The organism is Methylocystis echinoides (assembly GCF_040687965.1).
GTDB classification, from domain to species: Bacteria; Pseudomonadota; Alphaproteobacteria; order Rhizobiales; family Beijerinckiaceae; genus Methylocystis; species Methylocystis echinoides_A.
In genome coordinates, this window is sequence record NZ_CP156087.1 from 104,025 (window position 1) to 121,421 (window position 17,397).

The window sequence follows — 17,397 nt, forward strand, 5'->3', positions numbered from 1 at the left end:
GCGCTATTGTCCGTAGGGTCGAAACTGCATGGCGCGGGCCGCGGCAGAAAGCCCGGCGATGCGGTCGAGATTGGCCTGGTTGGCCGCCGCCGCTGCGGTGTTGACCGCGCCATTGAGCTGAACGATCGATTGGCCATTCTGCGCCTGGATCTGCGAATTCTGATCGATCGAGCCTTTCACGTCGGGGGAGCTTCCGATCTGCTGCCCGCCGGATGTGTAGGCGTTGCTGGCGCTCTTGACCGTCCCTTGCGTCGAGTTGATGAGGCCGAGGATGAGTTGGGCTGTGTTCGAGGAATTGAGATAGGCCTTGTCGCTCGGGAGCGCGCCTTGCAGCCCCGACAGTGTTTTGACGAGATTCAGCCCATTGATCAGCGACGAGATGATTTGCTGAGAATCGCCGCCAAGCCCTGCGAAAGACAGCGGGCCCCCTGAAATCACCGAGCCGAGCGACGGCGCGCTCCCCATCGAAAAGCCGCCGCCAAGCGCCATTTGCGCGAGCGGCCCCTGCGCCAGCGACGAGCGGTCGCCGGTCACGGCCTGCAGGGTCTTTTGCACATTGGAAAGGATGTCCTGGTCGGTCGAGAGGATTTGCTTGGTGTTCGTCGCCGTCTGCTGTGACTGGGAGAGATTGGCGGCGTCGATCACCGGAACCTGGGCATGCGCGCCGCGAACGAGCAAAAGATTCGCAAGGCAGAAAGCCAACATCGCCTGTTTCATGCAAAGCCCTTTTTCTAATGCGACGATGCGCGTTCGAGATAAACGATGACGTTTCCGAGTGAATCGGTGACGCGGCGCTCCACGCAGCCGCCGTCGAGCAGCGACTGGCAGAACTGGCTTGAGGCCAGGATGCAGGGACTATTCGCAGTGCCGCCGCCGCGGTAGCCAGCGCCGCAAATCGCATTGGTGGCGAGAAGCCCGCTTCCCGAGGAGAAGGACGTAAAACTCATGCCGCGCGCGGCCTGGCTCGCCTGCGACACGCGCATCATATTGATCGCGTGATAGGCGCTGGCGAGCAGATTGGCCGTTGCGAGCACCTGGTTCCAGCTGACGCCGTTCTGCGTCCCGCCAGAGGAATTCTGGTCATAGCCGGCCATGATCGTCGGCGACCCGCCGATGAGGCCGGAGGCGCTCTGGTAGGTCGGCCCGTTGCTGACGATCGTCGCCTGCGTCGCCGTATTGCCCGCGACGACGTCCCCCGCGGCCGACCCGAAATTTTGCGTCGCCAACGTCGCCCCCGTGGCGTTCGTCGCGGGCGCAGCCGGGCTTTGCGGGTCGTAGTTCTGGACGGCGGCGGCGCCCGCGGACGCACTGGGCGTCGCAGTGTTGTTCTGCACCGCGCCCCTTTGGCCGGTGTGGATCGCGCAATCGATCCCCTTCTGTCCATCGCGCTGCTTTTGTTGCACCGGAACCAGGGTGGTCGTCAGCGCCGAGGTCTGAATCTTCTGCGTGAGTTGCTCGGCGTCCTCAACCGGAATATCGGCGAGGGCGGCGGTCGCTGAGCCGAGAAGAAAAGCTGACGTGAGGAGAAGGCGCATCAGGCCGGCCTTCCCATGAAAACCGGCAGCCAGGCCTCGGGCGCGCTCCCGACCTTCCCCATTAACGAATAGAGCTCGGAAACCGTCTCGGTGCGCCCGGAGAGCACCTTGATGAACTCCGGCATGCCGCCGAGGTCCAATCTGGCGATGACCGAATCCTGCCCGTGTTTGATCAGAAAGGACCGCGCCTCGGGGGCCGTTTCCCTGATCCAGCGCATTTCCCGGTCGGAAAGCTGGAAGGCCCTGCGGTAGCTATCGTCATCCGCCTTGGCGTTGGCGAAGAACACATTGGTCGCGGTCTGCTCAATCAAAGTGTTTGCGGCCTTGGAGCGCACGATGTCGGCGGCGCTTTGGGTGCCAAAGCCAATGACGCCGTTCTGCTTGCGCAGGGTCTTGAGCTTGTCCTTGATAAAGTACGAGAAAATCTCGTCGTCGAGCAGCCGCCAGCCCTCGTCGAGGAAGATCATGATCGGCGTCCCGTCGATCAGCTCCTCGATGCGATGAAAAATATAGAGCAGCGCCGCCGTGCGGATTGTCGGATTGTCGAGGACGCGCGTCATGTCGAAGCCGAAAACCGCGTTAAGCGAAAAGCGGTCCTCGGGGTTATTCAACAGCCAGCCATTCTGGTCCTTGCGGATCCACGGCTCCAGTCGCGAGGCCAAATCGCCCTCGCTCGCCTGAATGCGTCCCCGCAGCAGCGATTGGAAAGCCGGAAGGTTGCGCCCCTCCCGCGGGCCGGAGACGACGGTCTTGATCGCGTTGCGGATGACCTGCTCTTCCGTGGCCGAGAGATCCGTGTCCGCGCCGCCCTTGGGCCGCAACAGGAAGGAGAAGAGACGGTAGAGAAATTCCCGCGTCTCCCCGCCGTCGGGCAACATGAGCGGGTTGAAGCCCGTGGCGGTTCCAGGCTCGAGCGCCTCATATTGGCCGCCGAGCGCCCGGATGAAAATTTCCGCGCCGCGGTCCTTGTCGACGAAGACGAGCTTGGGCCGCGGCGTTAGCCGCTGGGCTTGCGCCGCGATGAAGGAAAGCCACACGGTCTTCCCAGAGCCAGAGGGGCCGACGACCGTGAAATTCCCGAGATCCGCGACATGGAAATTGTAGAAATAGGCCGTTTGCGAGGCCGTCTGGAACACCGAGATCGCCGGACCCCAGTGGTTCCCGGCGGGCGAGCCGCTCGGGAAATTGTGCAAGGAGACGAAGCCTGCGAGATTCTTCGAGCTGATGATGGAGTTCCGGGCGATATAGGGAAAGTTTCCGGGCCACTGCGCCCAGAAGGCCGGCTCCATATTGAGGTCTTCGCGCACCCAGATCACGGAGCGGTCGGTGAGCGCGGCGCCTGCCGCCGTGACCGTCGCGTCGACCTCCTGCATGCTCTGGCCCAACGCCAGCACCGTCATATGGTGCTCGCCATAAAGGGCCTCGGAGGCGAGCAGCTCGTCCCGCGCGTCGTTCAAATGCTCGGCGACAATGGAGCCCGCCTCGTCCGACATATCGACCTGGCGCGCGACGCGGTCGATATGCGATTGGGCGACGGGCCGGTCGATGATTGCGAAGGATTGCGTGACGATCAATTCGTGCGGGATGGTGAGGAGGTTGTCGAGAAAGCCTGGCCCCGTTTGCGCCGGATATTCCCTGACCGACAGCACCGCGCCAAAACGGGTCTCGCTCGCCGATGCGCCGCGGATCTCGAGCGCGTTCTTGCCAAAGAACACGCGCTTCGTCGCCAGCGCCTGATCGAGCGACATTCTGGGAAGGTGCATCGGCCTCGGGATGGCGCCATTGCCGAGCTGCACCAGGAATTCGAGTGGCTCAGAGCACCAGACCCCTGCCCGCTTGACGACCTTGAGAAGGCGCGGACGATAGGCGGACATGGCGGAGAGGACCGCCGTCGTAACGTCCCGCAGTTCAGCTTGCGCTTCTTGCCGGTCGAAGGAGCCGCCGTCGCCGGTCTTCTTGCCCAGGACCGTCTGCATCAGCGATTCAAAGGTTCCGGCGTGGCCTTGCAGGGGCCTGCGGATGATCGTGAGGTACAGGTCGTTGACGAACATCCGTCGCGTCGAAAGCGCCCTGTGATAGCGCTCGTCGAGCTCCCGGCAGAAGGCGTTATCGAAACTCGACGGGATTGTCGGTTCGATCTCCCGCCGGATGATATGCGAATACAGCGCGAAGCGACTGTTGCCCAGCGTGCGCACGAGATCGTTGCGGCCGAGCATGCGGACGTTAATGCTGGACCAGTCCGCCGTCTGGAACGAGAAGCCTTCCAGCTTGATGAAGTTCATCAAGAGGCCGGACTTGGATTTGACGATAAAGTCGTCGACGTGGCGCAGATACGGCAGGTGTGACGAGACCGGGCGTTCCCGCCGCGACACCGCGCCAAAGCTCATCTGGTCCTGCAGCGCCCGCAGCATCAAGCCCCTCAAATCTTATAGGAGTCGCAACCCCAAAATTCTCGGGAACGCGGCGGGCACTTGGAAGATCTCACGAACAGGACCTCGAAGATCCGGTCGTCTCTCAAGGTCATGACGTAGCCGAAGAGATGGAAGGGGATGATCCAGAGGAGGTTGAGCAGGTTGTGGGTGGCGAGGAAGATCACCGAGGTCACCACCATCTCGAACATGAAATACATGTAGGGGACGCCGACGATGGTCGGGGCCCGGGTGAGCGCCTTGACGAGCGGGACGATCATCGGCTTCTCGAGATCGGCGTTGCTCATCGTCAGCCACCGACGGAGGACTGGAAGAACTGGACGATTTGCGTCGAGCCGAAGACCAGCACGATGCCGAAGATGATCGACCCTGCGATGCCCCAGGTCATGCGCCCCGCCCAAGCCAGGAAGCCCGCAGCGATGACGGCGAGAATGGCGAGTGACGTCGAGATCGGCCCCGTGAGGGTCTGCACCAGCGTTTGCAGCGTCGACTGCACGGGGGAAAGCGTGCCGCCCGTAGCAAAGGCCGGAGAGCTCATGTGGAGCAACGCCAGCGCGCCAAGCAGGTAAATTCGGCGCGGGCCAATGTTCTTAAAATGCCTCATTCCTGTTCACCATTCTGTTCGACGTTCCAAACGAAGCCCGAGCGCCAATTTTTGTCCTTGGCGCTTTCCTGCTGCCGTGCCGTGGCCGGAGGGCCGCGCTCATCACCTGTCCTTCCGCTGATCTTGGGCCAGTCGTAGAAGTCATTCACGACCGCGGCGACGAAGCTCACCGTTTCCGGATACGGCGGGACGCCGCCATGCGCGAGAAGCGCCTTCTCGCCAGCGTTGTAAGCGGCGAGGATGAACAGCGGATTCCGATAGCGGCTGTGCAAGTCGCGCAGAAACCGGACCCCGCCTCTGACGTTGTCGGCGGGGTCGCAGATATTGACACCGATATGTTTGGCTGTCTCGGGCTCGAGCTGCATGAGTCCGATCGCGCCGCGAGGCGAAACTGCGTCGCTCTGAAAGTGAGACTCGGCGCGCGCCACAGCCAGCACGAAGTCAGGGTAGAAATTCTCCTCGCGGGCGATTTTCTCGACGAGGTCGCGCGCGGCGCTGGCCGGCATTGGCCCGGGTCCCGGGCAACTCTCGGTCTTCTTCGCGCCGCCTTCAGTCGCGCGCTCGACCTCTGAGCCCGCGACGGGCGCTGGAACCACCTTTCCAGACGGCGAGACCATCGCTTCCAGGGCGTGCCCGCGCGCGATCAGCGCCGCTTCGCCCGCGAGAACTTGCGATGCAGCGCCTAAAGCGAAGATAATTCCGAGAGCGGCGCCGCGCATCTTGCCTCTGTGTTCTAGTAAAATATATACTAAACAAACTCGGGCCCGCGGCGCAAGCGCCTCGAGACGTAATTTTTCACCGACGCCGGGAGCTTCCGGCGGGATCCCGGCTATGGAATGCTGGCTGTGCCTACGGGCTCCGAGGAACCAATGGTTGAAACTGGCATTTTAGACAGTGCCTTAGAGCGCACCAGGAATTCGTGTGGCGGTTCGATCGAGATTGATCCGTTTTGGCGCCGGCGCGCAGTGCCCCTGTCTGTCAAGCGGGCGGCGGTTCTACGCTAAAATATATTCTAGAGCGTCTCTGGGGGCTCCCTCTTTAAAGCGACGAGCGTTCTTGGCTCTACGCGTCACGCCTTCCATCGCGCTTGCTTTCATTCCTCGGGGGCCAGGATAGTTGTGAGGATGCTGGTTTTGCGACATTCTTGCATGAGTACGAGTTCTGAGAGGTCGCCCATGACGAACGACGCCATTGCTCAACTCTCAATCGTCACGGAAGCGTTGACGGAGATTGTCGACTTGGCGACAGCTCGATCGAGCTCGGTCGCTCTGTCGAATGATCTGCTCGATCGAATGGGGGAAATCGCTGCGGGAGCGCTCACAGCCGCCGCAACCTACGGGCAGTTGCCGCCGTTTCCGATGGAGGTCGGTTTTCGCGGGGAGACGCTAAATTAGCGTCGCTTGATCGCTGAAGCGCGCTTCTAGCTTTCTTCGATTAGCGCAGTTGAGGAGGCGCCGAGTTGGGCGTTAACATGCACCGCTAGCCAAACCGTCGGCTCGGTCGCATCGGTCCATTCGATCCGATGCCGAAGACGCGCGGGTATTTCGACATAGTCCCCCGGACGCAAAATGCATGGAGCATCCTCCCCCTCGAACAGCAGTCCTGCTGAGCCGCTCAGCAGGATGACCCATTCGGTCTGCTCTTGGTCGTACCAATAGCCAGCCGGGCTTGCTTGGCCAGTCGAGACGATGCGTTCGATCCGCGCGCCCGGCAGCTCGGCCAAGGCGGTAAATTCCACCTCGGTCAGATGCTCGGGGATGTTGGCAAACAGATTACCGGCTGCGAGCATCGCGTCCCTCCCTGTGGCGGCATTCCTTACATCTTCATGCACCCCGTGGCCCGCTAAATGGAAGTAGTCACGCCTTCCGGTGAGCATCAGCGCAAGCCCGTCGATCGCTGCGACGACGGTCGACGATGAGTGATACAAAGGGCCGCAGATCTCCATGCGCGACTGTTCGCGCGTGATTTTCTCCCGGCACGCGCCGATCGCCGACAAGAGACGCTCGCGATCGACGAAGCGATCCGACCGGCGGTTCGGTTTTCGGGGCATGGACAGGGCCTCTGTTGTTCTGTATTTGTTCTTATACGAGCGCGGCGGCGTGGAGAAGGCCGAAAATGGGGTGGAGGGCTTGGAAACGAATTGGCGGCGGCGTGGTCCTGGCGTTTGCGGCGCTCGGTCTCCTCCCCGTGTTCGCGCCGCCAGCCAGCGGCGGGGAGGTGGAAATCCACTATGCGCCTTCCGAGAACCTCGAACACGTGGATGTCGGTCTGCTGCGCTCGGCGCATGCGAAGATTGACATGGCGGCTTATTCCCTGACCGATTGGCCGGTCATCGACGCCCTAATTGACGCCCGCAGGCGTGGCGTCGCCGTCCGCATCGTTCTCGATCCGAGCCAGCAGCATGCCTTCGACCGACTCCGCGAAATCGCAGGGGCCATCCGCATGAAGGCGCAGGGCCCTATATGCATCTCAAGTCCTATGCGATCGACGGCCGGATCCTGCGCTCGGGGTCGGCAAACTTGTCAGCCTCGGGCCTGAAACAGCAGGACAATGATATCGTTGTCGTTCGTGAGCCTTCTGCAGCCAACGCCTTCGAGGCTCGCTTCGAGCAAATATGGGCGGGCGCCAATCCGCTGCCGCCTCCCGGCAATCAATTTGCGAATCCTGCCCCCTCCCCCGCGCTAAAGTCGGAAATGGCGGGAACTGAGAGCTGCCTGATCAAGGGCAATATCAGCCGCAGCGGCGAGCGTATCTATCATGTGCCTGGGGACCACACATATGCTCGCGTGCGGATGGACAAGGGGCGTGACAAGCGCTGGTTCTGCACCGAGGAGCAGGCCGTCGCAGCGGGCTGGCGGAAAGCTTCAACCTGGTAGTCTTATCAAAATAGGGGCGCGACTCTGTACCTTGCCCCCACGCGCACAGGCGGCTTATTTCGGAGACCGCTCGTTTAGCATGCGCTCCTGGAGAAACGTTGAACGACCGCATTCTCGCCGTCGATTTTCTCAATAATGAAGCGGTTGTCAAAAACGTCAGTTAGGCTGCGGCATTGCCGACCTTGGTTTGCGGAATTTCAGGGCTTGTTGAAGAGATAGAACACCTAAGCACACCTATTCTCGACCGTCTACGACGCCGCAGAGATTGGATGTGTCTCGCGATTTCGAACGCCTCGACTACCGGCAGCAGCCCAGATCTCTGTATGGTATTGTAAAGATGGCTTATGCGAAGCGATGCAATCTTACATGAGGGCATACCTTCTGCGCGATCGCGCATAGATGCTCATGGTGGGTCAGATAAATCACCTGACCGACCTCGGCCATCTTCGCCAGGAGTCCGAATGCCTCTTCGGCGCGCTCGTCATCGAAAGTCTCCATAATGTCGTCTGCGACGAAAGGAACGCCTGACGGCGGCTGTCGGCAATTGACGTATTCCTGATAGCCGGCGACGCGAAGAGCCAGGTAAAGCTGGAACCGCGTCCCCTTGGACATCTCTCTTGCTAGGCGTGAGCCGCCGCCATTCGCGACAACCCCAACCAGCGTTTCACTCGCGCCGTCGGGCACCGTAGCCAGCTTGCTGTAGGCGCGGCGGCTTATCGTTGCAAAGGCCTCAGACGCGTTGGCGAGCATCGAGCTGCGGTGCTTCTCGCGATAGATCCGCAATGCTTGCTCAGCCGCAACTATACCGGCGCGCATGCGGAGCCACCGCTTTGCTTTATCTTCGATCTCGAGACAAACTGTGCGACGCTTCTCTTCGATCAAAGCCACGGCGTCGTCGCCGCCAATTGCAGCAAGCTGCTCCTCGTATTTTGCCTTCTCGGAAAAATGTTGCATCTGCCTGCCATCAGCGTCTTTGAATCGGTTTTCAGCAGCCGCTTTCTCAGTGGACAGCGCAGCCAGGTCGATCTTTTCCAAGACAGCCTCCGCGTCTTCGAGCGTAGCGACGCCCAGCGCTTTCAACATGTGACCTTCTTCCTCAGCCTTGCGCGCCAGAAGGTCCGCCTTGGTTTTCGCCTCATCAAGCCGAACAGCAGCCTCGGCAAGCGTCTTGACGTCCAGCTGCTCTAGGACGCCCTGACGTCCTTTTCGATGATCTTCGATAAGGTCGATATGGGTAATTTGCTTGACCTTCGAAGTTTCAAGGTCGGTTTTTTTCTCGCTTAAAATCAGATTGTGCTCCTTAGCCAGCTTGACACGCGCCTCAAGCTCTTCAAACAAGGCCAAGGTCGGGCGGTTCTTGCTATCTTCGCCCATATCGACCGCAAGCGACTGAACATCCGTTTCAAAAGCCTTCTTGTCGCGCTCCATCTTGTCGATACGTCCTTCGAGCGTCGTGCGATCGGAAAGCGCCGACTTCAGTTCGACCAATTTGGACAGGATTTCGCTCACCAACGAGGTTGTCGGATTTTTATGGGTTTCGCCAATCCAGCACGAGCCGACAGCCTGGATCCATTGTCCTTTCCAGCGATCGATCTCCCGCTGCGCCTCGTCGCGCTCCGCCACGCGTTTCGCCAGCGCGCGTTTGGCAGAATCGACTGCCTCCACGCGCATCTGCAGTGACTTAGCCTCGTCTATTGCCGCCTCTGAGAGGAGCAGCATCGCATCAAGGCCTGCGCTTCGATCCTGCGAAACGCCAGCTTTCTCCATCGTTGTCGCGAGTTTTTCGACGGCCAAAGTGAGGTCGTCTTCAGCCTCGCCAAGCGCTCGCTCGGCCTTCATGACCTCATCCCGGGCTCCCGCGGCATCCCTGAATTGCAACGCCCATCCGGCAAATTCAGCAGGCGTCATCGTCCCAAGAAAGTCAGATGAGACGGCCCTGATCGACGCTGCAACCTCGTTACGAGCGTCTTCGAGGCCGTGATTAGCTTCCTCCAGAAGCTCCTCGGCCCGCCTTAATCCTCGCTCTTTGACCTCGATATCCTCAAGTGTCCGATTGACCTTCACAATTTCGGAAACGTGGCTGAAACGCGCAGACACTGCTAGGTCGTCCCTGCGCATTTTTCCTTCAAAGGCGTCCGCTGTGCCAGCGCTTAACTCACGACGATGTTCTGCCCAGGCCCATTCGCGATCGGCGCGCCTCTGGGTCGCTTCGCCGTCAGAAATAACGCCTGCGGTCACGGCCAACGCGTCCCGTTGCGCACAGAGTTCCGAAAGTTCGTTCGTCAGCCGGGCCACAACGCTTTTTTGATCATTAAGCGCATTTTCCGCCGCGTCGATCTTTGTTTTCCACCGCTCGATCTGCGCGGCGTCGGGAAGGCGTATGGACGCGAGATCGTCTGATCCGCCGCGCCAGGGCGCGAGCGGCTTCATCTTGTCCGCCAGGATCTCTCGCCAAGCCTTCAGCGCCTTGGCCGCCACCACGCGCGCATTATCAAGAGAAGCCCTGCGAATATCCGCTGCAATCGATGCGAGAATTTTCAGAGACGCGGAATCGCCGGCGCCCGCCCTCGTTTGAAGCGAAGAGAGTTTGCCACTCTCCTCCTCAAGCTCCTTTTCTGCGTCCGACCACTCCTTCCTGGCGCTTTCCAGCAAGGCCAAAACCCCTGACTCGCTTTTAATGAGGTCTCGCAACGGGACAATCACACTTGCGTCAAGCAACAGCGCCTTCGGGTCCTCCTCGCCTTTCCGGCCGATCTCATGCAGTATTCCGGCGATATCTTCCGAAAGTTTTTGAACCTGTGGCTTCAGCTTGGGGATGTCTAGAACTGCGCCATTGAAGCGGCTCTTTAACTCCCAGATTGTCGGGAGGCGCTCCGACACGGCAAGCGCCTTCTCGTCAACAACAATACTTTCAATCTTTTCCGTCAGCTCTCTAATATCGGAAACGACGTTCTCGAGATCGGCTTCCAGCCTGATCTCTCTCGCCTGCAGCTGTGTGACCTGTTCCTTCAGGCCTGGTGGTACAAGAGGAATGTTTTCTAACGCCGCCAGCTTAGTGGATATATCCTTCAGAGTTTCTAGGCGCGGGAGAGCCCCCTCTAAGTTTTCCAACTCGGATTTATCAGCCAGCGCCTTTGTCCGCTCATTTAATGCCTTGCGATATCGTTCCTCGGCCTCACGACTGTCATCCAGAAGCTTTCGATAAACCTTCACGAGGGTGTCGATCTGACCCTTCTGCTCGGCAAGTTGATCCAACTGCTTCTTCAGTTCTGCAAGTTCGGTCTTGTGCGCTCTCTTCCTGAAAAACTGATCGCATTCCTCGCGCAGACCCTCGAGCTTCATACTCAGATCCAACACACCGGCGCTTGCTGCGAACAGAAGCTGTCCGAGATCACCCTTGCTTGCTATGATGTTTTCGCCACCCTTTTCGAGCGTGTCGGCGTCAAGCGAAAATTTCAACTTGTAATCGGCACGCCCGAGGCCGCCGATTTCATCGAGAATGGCGCCGTCGGGTACCGGCTGCCCCATAGCGTCCAAAAGACTGCCATTCTGCTTCTTTATCCGACGGAATTCACGAACGCCGCCAGCAAACTGGAGAACGCCGCCGACCTCCATGGCGTCATGGAGGAAATGATAGGGATTGTTCTTGTCGATCCCGAAAAGCAAATCGAGGAACGCTGTCAACGTCGTCGTCTTGCCAGCTTCATTCGGGCCGTAAATCACGTGAAAATCCGGCACTCCGGGCTCCGTGGAGCCGAAGTCGAAGAAGAAATCGGTGAATTTGCCGTAGCGCGTGAGGTTGAGACGAAGGAGTCGCATCAGTAACCCTCCGTGCCGGCGCCCGTATCCACGCGCAAGCGCGCCAGAACTTCTTCGGCGCCTTCGCGAGCGAGTTTTTCGATCTCCGCCTTGAACGCCGCCTCGTTTGAGCCGCCGAGCGCACCATGACACTCGCGGGGCAAGGCCTTGAGCAACTCGGTGGCGATTTCTTCCGTCTCCATGACGAAGGCCGGCGATGATAAAACACCGCCCTCGATCTCCTCCATCAGTTCAGCCAGCGTATCGCCGGTTTCGGAGATCGTTGCCAGAGCTGTCGGCCTGGTGCAGGCATTGTCGATGCTCTCGATCCAGGTATTGCCGGCTGTGCCCGCAAAAGAATCTGCCTCTGCCTTCAGCAGAAGGTCTTTCGCACGGAGGTCCCAGGCCGCAAGCGTTGCGCCGGAAAGCATGATCCGGCCGACCAGATGATTTGAACGCGCCACCCCACGCGCCTTCTCGATCGCGCGCCTCATCGCTATGACGACGCCACCCCAGTCCCCGCACCCCTCGACCACAACTGGGATTCGTACGAATTCAGCTATGCTTGTGAAGCGCTCCTCGAGTTCGACCGAGCCGTCATCGTGGATAGTTACGAGCGTCGCCGACTTGGGCCCGGACTCGTTTATGTCGCGGCCCTGTGGATTCCCAGGCATCACGACCGTGCAGGCGCCATTGTAGACAGCCCGTTTATGCACGTGGCCCAATGCCCAATACCGGTAGCCGAAAGCCTGCAGCTCCGCCAATGTGCATGGCGAATAATTGTTGTGACCGTCAGCGCCGGTCAAGCTCGTGTGGAGAACGCCAATATTGAAGGCGCCCTCGACCGGAGCCTTGTACTTGGGCAATAGGCTCGACGAAACAGTCGGGGAACTGAAACTCATTCCGTGAATTGCCACGGGCAGGCCGCCGCCCTTCGCCCGAATCTCCACAAAGTCAGCCCGGCCTGTAAATACGGTCACCGCTGCAGGCATGGTCAGCTGGTTTGAGATCTTCGTTTCAGCGTCGTGATTGCCTCGAACGATGAAGACCTGTGCGCCTGCCTGCGCCAGCCGATTCATTTCATTGGCGAAAAATTTCGCCGTCTTCATCGAAGTCTGATCGCCGTCGTAGAGGTCGCCGGCGAGAACAAGAGCATCAACTTTCTCGTCGATGCACAAATCAACAATATTCTGAAAAGCGCGCCGCGTCGCGTTGCCGATTAGCTTTCCCAATTCCGGATTGAGTAAGGCCAGGGACCTCAATGGGGAATCAAGGTGAATATCCGCGCTGTGCACAAACCGAAAAGCCACAGAAATTCCTCCGTCCGGAAAATTGATGAAGATAGCGGCTTTCGAGGCATACTCGTGCAATGACCGAACAATTCGGCGGCTTGCCCGAAAGTAAATTTTCCACGTGACGCTAGGGAATTAGGCGGCTTTGGTGGCTCGTTTCCCAAGAGAGGCGACCTTGCGGCGGACCTTGATAGGCTTATGAAGAACGCCGAGGTTCTCCAGCTCAATCGGTGGCTGGTCCTCGAATTCCACGAGAAGGCGCATTTTGCCGCCGATTGCCGCGACATAATCGCGGAGCGTGGAAATCAGCATGTCACTGCGCTTTTCAAGGCGAGACACGCTATCTTGGCCAATGCCAAGCTCCTTGGCAACCTTGGCCTGCGTTTTTTTATGCGCCTCGCGCAGCTGTCTCAGGGCGTTCTCTTCCGTGATTAGTTCTGAGGTTCTCGCTGCGACGCGAGCACGCCGCGACGCCGGGAGGCCAGCGATTTTTTTCTGCAACGTGGTCATTTGCGTTTCCTTTTCTTCTTCAGGGCCGCGAGGTGGTCCTCATACCGCTTATCCGCTCTGGCGATCAGCCGCTTGTAAAAGCGCTTCTCGTTCTTCCCGCTCTTATCCCCGGCTACCAGCAGGATGGCCTGCTGTTCTGGGTCAAAGGCGAACGCCACGCGCCAGACGCCGTCGGCAGCGTCAAATCGCATTTCCTTCATATTGGCGTACGCAGACCCGTTCAGGGTATCGACCCGAGGTCTACCCAAACGTGGACCGAACGCCTCCAAAAGGCTGGCCTGAGCGAGCAGCTCGTCTTGCACATCCGCGTCGAGCTCGTCGAATTCAAGCTCAAACTCGGGATGAAACGTAACTGGCCACTCAATGGTCATATTATGGACTCCGATCCATATGGTTTCAAGTCCATTCTGAAAAGATGGACGTCAGACAACACCCAGGAAAGCCAGAACAAAGTATCCGGCCCTGGGCGACCTTGTCAGGCCCCGTCGTCCCGGCAGGCCATAAGCGGCCAAGGAGGAGAATGAGTAAGCGGTCAAAAGAGACCCGAGGGCGACAAGAGCGGAACCAAACCCCGCTCTCCGAGGCGCAAAGGCGAAGCCAAGCCGGCAGCGGCCAGCTTTTTCGTTTTGTGGAGACGTTGCGAACAAAACGCGAATTGTGGTTCACTCGGTCCCCTGTCCTGCCCCTGATTCGCGAGCGCCGCCCGTGGCCTACCTCGAAAAACTCAACGCCGAACAGCGGCGCGCCGTCGAGCACGGCGTCTTGGAAAAGGGGTCTGCGCCGGGCGGGCCGCTGCTCGTCATCGCAGGGGCCGGCTCTGGCAAGACCAACACCCTCGCCCATCGCGTCGCGCATCTGATCGTCAATGGCGCCGATCCGCGTCGCATCTTGCTGATGACCTTTTCCCGCCGGGCGGCGGCCGAGATGAGGCGACGCGTCGAGCGCATCTGCGCAGAGGCGTTGGGAGCCAACGGCGGGATCCTGATCAACGGGGTCGCCTGGGCGGGGACGTTTCACGGGGTCGGCGCTCGCCTATTACGCGAATACGCCGCTGAGATCGGTCTCAATCCCGACTTCACAATCCACGATCGGGAGGACGCCGCGGACCTGATGAACCTTGTCCGGCACGAGCTGGGCTTCTCGAAGGCGGAGAGCCGCTTCCCGACCAAGGGGACTTGCCTCGGCATTTATTCCCGCGCCGTCAATGAGGAGCTGCCGCTCGACGACGTCCTCGAAGGATGCTTTCCCTGGTGCGCTGGCTGGAGCGCCCAGCTGCGCGAGTTGTTCGCGACTTATGTCGAGGCCAAGCAGGCGCAGAACGTTCTCGATTACGACGACTTACTGCTCTATTGGGCGCAGACGTTAGGCGAGCCGGCCCTCGCCGAGGACATTGGCGGGAGATTCGATCACGTCCTCGTGGATGAATATCAGGACACGAACCGACTCCAATCCTCGATCCTGCTGGCGATGAAGCCGGACGGGCGCGGCCTCACCGTCGTCGGCGACGATGCCCAGTCGATCTATTCCTTCCGCGCCGCGACCGTGCGCAGCATCCTCGAATTTCCGAAGGTTTTCAGCCCTCCCGCCGACATCGTCACGCTCGACCGCAATTATCGCTCGACGCAACCGATCCTCGCCGCCGCGAACAGCGTGATCGAACTTGCCAGCGAGCGTTTCACCAAGAACCTGTGGACGGAACGCCCATCAGGGGAAAAGCCTCGGCTCATCACCGTACCCGACGAGGCCGACCAAGCCCGCTACGTCGTCGAGCGCGTCCTGGAGGACCGGGAAATCGGCGCGCGCCTGAAACAACAGGCCGTGCTGTTCCGCGCCTCACATCACAGCGGCCCGCTTGAACTGGAGCTGACCCGCCGTAACATTCCGTTCGTCAAGTTCGGCGGGCTAAAATTCCTCGACAGCGCCCACGTCAAAGATATGCTCGCCCTGCTGCGGTTCGCGCAGAATCCGCTTGACCGCGTCGCCGGCTTTCGCCTCATGCAGCTTCTGCCCGGCGTCGGTCCGGCGTCCGCGCAACGCGTGCTCGACCTGATGGCGGAGCAACCCGACCCGTTGTTCGCGCTCTCGGATATCCCCGCGCCCCCGCGCTCGGGCGACGACTGGCCAGGGTTTGTAGAAACGCTCCAATATGTGCGCGCGGGCAAGGCGGGGTGGCCGACTGAAATCGCAAGCGCGCGCCGCTGGTACGAACCCCATCTCGAGCGCATTCACGAAGATGCGGTGACGCGCCTGGCCGATCTGCTGCAACTCGAACAGATGGCGGCAGGCTACCCCTCGCGGGAGCGCTTCCTCACCGAATTGACTCTCGACCCGCCGGACGCCACGAGCGACCAGGCCGGCGCGCCGCTTCTCGACGAGGATTATTTGATCCTGTCCACCATCCATTCGGCTAAGGGACAGGAATGGAAATCGGTCTTCGTCCTCAACGCTGTCGACGGCTGCATCCCCTCAGATCTGGCTGCCGGAACGACCGCTGAAATCGAAGAGGAACGGCGGCTGCTCTATGTCGCCATGACGCGAGCGGTGGACACTCTGCATCTGATCACGCCACAGCGCTTTTTCACCCATGGACAGCACCCGCAAGGCGATCGGCACGTCTACGCCTCGCGAACCCGCTTTATCCCAAAAGCTTTGCTGCACCATTTTGAATGCGTGACATGGCCGCGGACTGCGGCCGCCTCAGGCGAGCGGCAGAGCGCAAGAGGGACGCGCGTCGATGTCAGCGCCAAAATGCGCGCCATGTGGCGATAAGGGGAAGGCCCCATGTGCAATCTCTACTCGATGACCAAGGGGCAACAAGCAATCCGCGAGATGGCCCGCGCCATGCATGATCGGACCGGCAATTTGCCGCCCTTCCCCGCCATCTTCCCTGACTACGCCGCGCCGATCGTCCGAAACGGCTCCGAGGGGCGGGAGTTGACTATGGCGCGATGGGGGATGCCTTCGCCGGTCTTCGCGTTGAAGGGCAAGAAGTGCGATCCCGGCGTCACCAATGTCCGCAATGTCAAGTCTCCGCATTGGCGGCGTTGGCTCGGGATCGGGAACCGCTGCCTCGTGCCCTTCACCAGCTTCTCAGAAAATGAGGCTCTCCCCGATGGCGCGCATCCGACAGTCTGGTTCGCCCTCGACGAGACGCGGCCGCTCGCGTTCTTCGCCGGGATTTGGACTCGGTGGACCTCAGTGCGCAAGGTGAAGGAAGGCGAGACGACCAACGACCTCTTCGCGTTTCTGACCACCGAAGCGAACAAGCTCGTTGGCGCTATTCATCCGAAGGCGATGCCCGTCATCATGACGACCCGGGAGGAAATTGACCTCTGGATGACCGCGCCCCCCGAGGAGGCGCTCCGGCTGCAGCGACCGCTCGCTGATGACGCTCTCAGGATTGTGGCGAGAGGCGGAAAGCAGGACGACGGAGGCCTCGCCGCCTGACGGCCATGTTTGTCGATCAACGTTCCCTACGAGACGGAAAGCTGAAGGCTTCTGGGTGAGCGTCCCTATGGGCCGCGAGCGCCCTCGGTTTTACGAGTCACGCCGTCGCATGGCGTTTGCTCCCATTTCCCGGTGACCAGAATAGTTGTGAGGACGCTGATTTTGCGCCATTCTTAGATGAGTACGAGTTCTGAGAGGTCGCCGATGACGAACGACGCCATTACTCAACTCGCAATCCTCACGGAAGCGTTGACGGAGATTGTCGACTTGGCGACAGCTCGATCGAGTTCGGTCGCTCTGTCGAATGATTTGCTCGATCGAATGGGCGAAATCTCTGCGGGAGCGCTCACAGCTGCCTCAACCTACGGGCAGTTGCCGCCCTTCCCGATGGGGATCGGTCTTCGCGGGGAGACGCTAAATTAGCGTCGCTTGATCGCTGAGGTAGCTTCTGGCTTTCCTGGATGCGCGCTGATGGGCGGGCCCTCTCGTTTAGTAGGAGGCGCTGCTGTGAGCGCGTGCGTAAGGCCGGCCGCCGAGGGCTTGAAGTAAAATCAAGCCCCGGGCTCGCTATCTCTCAGCGGCCGGCCAATTCCTTGCCGGCTGTTAATCAACCCCGACAATCACCTCTGAAGACTTGATGATAGCCTTGGCTTTCCCACCGACATGCAAGCCGAGTTCGTCCACCGACTCGTTCGTGATTGACGCTGTGATTGTGATGCCTTTCACGTCAATGAGAACGTGAGCGGTCGTTGCGCCTTTTTTGATTTCCTTAACGGTTCCTTCGAGAACGTTACGCGCCGACAGTTTCATGCTCAATCCTCCCACTTCTGGTAAAATGCAGATCTTACATAGGTGCGGTAGCTGCGACTGTCACCACGCTGCGCCACTGGCGTCACGCGCCCGCCC

18 protein-coding genes are annotated in these 17,397 nt (G+C 60.1%); 6 read left to right on the plus strand and 12 right to left on the minus strand.

Annotated elements, in window-relative coordinates; genetic code table 11:
• Nucleotides 1-3: 3 nt before the first annotated feature.
• Genes RVU70_RS21410 through RVU70_RS21435 form a run of 6 tightly spaced genes read right to left on the minus strand, consistent with a single transcriptional unit; the run spans nt 4 to nt 5,287 of the window.
• On the minus strand, nt 4-717 hold the full coding sequence (locus RVU70_RS21410; RefSeq protein ID WP_363352328.1) for a conjugal transfer protein: 714 nt from the start codon (nt 715-717) through the stop codon (nt 4-6).
• Nucleotides 718-731: 14 nt separating this feature from the next.
• Entirely contained in the window at nt 732-1,535 is an 804-nt protein-coding gene (locus tag RVU70_RS21415; protein ID WP_363352330.1) for a hypothetical protein, read from the minus strand.
• Nucleotides 1,535-3,949, minus strand: a complete 2,415-nt coding sequence (locus RVU70_RS21420) for a VirB4 family type IV secretion system protein (protein ID WP_363352332.1) — start codon at nt 3,947-3,949, stop codon at nt 1,535-1,537. The genes RVU70_RS21415 and RVU70_RS21420 overlap by 1 nt, the downstream gene beginning before the upstream one ends.
• Nucleotides 3,950-3,954: 5 nt before the next feature.
• Nucleotides 3,955-4,251: a VirB3 family type IV secretion system protein gene (locus tag RVU70_RS21425; protein WP_363352334.1), complete on the minus strand. Its 297-nt coding sequence runs from the start codon at nt 4,249-4,251 to the stop codon at nt 3,955-3,957.
• Nucleotides 4,252-4,253: 2 nt separating this feature from the next.
• Nucleotides 4,254-4,568 (minus strand): TrbC/VirB2 family protein, encoded by a 315-nt coding sequence (locus tag RVU70_RS21430; RefSeq protein WP_363352336.1) that lies wholly within the window; start codon nt 4,566-4,568, stop codon nt 4,254-4,256.
• On the minus strand, nt 4,565-5,287 hold the full coding sequence (locus RVU70_RS21435; RefSeq protein WP_363352338.1) for a lytic transglycosylase domain-containing protein: 723 nt from the start codon (nt 5,285-5,287) through the stop codon (nt 4,565-4,567). Before RVU70_RS21435 ends, RVU70_RS21430 begins: the two co-directional genes overlap by 4 nt.
• Before the next feature lie 456 nt (nt 5,288-5,743).
• On the opposite strand from RVU70_RS21435, the gene RVU70_RS21440 reads away from it, so the two are divergent.
• On the plus strand, nt 5,744-5,962 hold the full coding sequence (locus RVU70_RS21440; RefSeq protein WP_363352340.1) for a hypothetical protein: 219 nt from the start codon (nt 5,744-5,746) through the stop codon (nt 5,960-5,962).
• Between the two features lie 26 nt (nt 5,963-5,988).
• On the opposite strand, the gene RVU70_RS21445 is transcribed toward RVU70_RS21440, so the two are convergent.
• Nucleotides 5,989-6,618, minus strand: a complete 630-nt coding sequence (locus RVU70_RS21445) for a cupin domain-containing protein (protein WP_363352342.1) — start codon at nt 6,616-6,618, stop codon at nt 5,989-5,991.
• A 248-nt stretch (nt 6,619-6,866) separates the two neighbouring features.
• Here RVU70_RS21445 and RVU70_RS21450 point away from each other — a divergent pair, with 248 nt between their 5' ends.
• Nucleotides 6,867-7,106 carry a phospholipase D-like domain-containing protein gene (locus RVU70_RS21450; RefSeq protein WP_363352480.1) on the plus strand — a complete coding sequence of 80 codons (240 nt, stop codon included), beginning with the start codon at nt 6,867-6,869 and terminating at the stop codon, nt 7,104-7,106.
• Complete coding sequence (locus RVU70_RS21455; RefSeq protein WP_363352344.1) at nt 7,031-7,444, plus strand: phospholipase D-like domain-containing protein; 414 nt, start codon at nt 7,031-7,033, stop codon at nt 7,442-7,444. Before RVU70_RS21450 ends, RVU70_RS21455 begins: the two co-directional genes overlap by 76 nt.
• 342 nt (nt 7,445-7,786) lie before the next feature.
• Here RVU70_RS21455 and RVU70_RS21460 read toward each other — a convergent pair whose 3' ends face one another.
• The 4 genes from RVU70_RS21460 to RVU70_RS21475 are packed head-to-tail and all read right to left on the minus strand — an operon-like array spanning nt 7,787 to nt 13,409.
• Nucleotides 7,787-11,263, minus strand: coding sequence for an AAA family ATPase (locus tag RVU70_RS21460; protein ID WP_363352346.1), 3,477 nt, complete (start codon nt 11,261-11,263; stop codon nt 7,787-7,789).
• Nucleotides 11,263-12,612 carry a DNA repair exonuclease gene (locus RVU70_RS21465; RefSeq protein WP_363352348.1) on the minus strand — a complete coding sequence of 450 codons (1,350 nt, stop codon included), beginning with the start codon at nt 12,610-12,612 and terminating at the stop codon, nt 11,263-11,265. Before RVU70_RS21465 ends, RVU70_RS21460 begins: the two co-directional genes overlap by 1 nt.
• Nucleotides 12,613-12,669: 57 nt before the next feature.
• Nucleotides 12,670-13,044: a helix-turn-helix transcriptional regulator gene (locus tag RVU70_RS21470; RefSeq protein WP_363352350.1), complete on the minus strand. Its 375-nt coding sequence runs from the start codon at nt 13,042-13,044 to the stop codon at nt 12,670-12,672.
• A complete protein-coding gene (locus RVU70_RS21475) occupies nt 13,041-13,409 on the minus strand; it encodes a type II toxin-antitoxin system RelE/ParE family toxin (RefSeq protein WP_363352482.1) in 369 nt (122 codons plus the stop codon). Before RVU70_RS21475 ends, RVU70_RS21470 begins: the two co-directional genes overlap by 4 nt.
• Before the next feature lie 340 nt (nt 13,410-13,749).
• Here RVU70_RS21475 and RVU70_RS21480 point away from each other — a divergent pair, with 340 nt between their 5' ends.
• The 3 genes from RVU70_RS21480 to RVU70_RS21490 all read left to right on the plus strand — a co-directional run bounded on the left by RVU70_RS21480 (nt 13,750) and on the right by RVU70_RS21490 (nt 16,914).
• The gene (locus tag RVU70_RS21480; protein WP_363352352.1) at nt 13,750-15,813 is read left to right on the plus strand and encodes an ATP-dependent helicase; all 2,064 of its coding nucleotides are present in this window, start codon (nt 13,750-13,752) and stop codon (nt 15,811-15,813) included.
• Nucleotides 15,814-15,825: 12 nt separating this feature from the next.
• A complete protein-coding gene (locus tag RVU70_RS21485; protein ID WP_363352354.1) occupies nt 15,826-16,491 on the plus strand; it encodes an SOS response-associated peptidase in 666 nt (221 codons plus the stop codon).
• Nucleotides 16,492-16,695: 204 nt separating this feature from the next.
• Nucleotides 16,696-16,914, plus strand: coding sequence for a hypothetical protein (locus RVU70_RS21490; RefSeq protein ID WP_363352356.1), 219 nt, complete (start codon nt 16,696-16,698; stop codon nt 16,912-16,914).
• A gap of 180 nt (nt 16,915-17,094) precedes the next feature.
• On the opposite strand, the gene RVU70_RS21495 is transcribed toward RVU70_RS21490, so the two are convergent.
• Nucleotides 17,095-17,301, minus strand: coding sequence for a molybdopterin-binding protein (locus RVU70_RS21495; protein ID WP_281807134.1), 207 nt, complete (start codon nt 17,299-17,301; stop codon nt 17,095-17,097).
• Nucleotides 17,302-17,397: the final 96 nt, after the last annotated feature.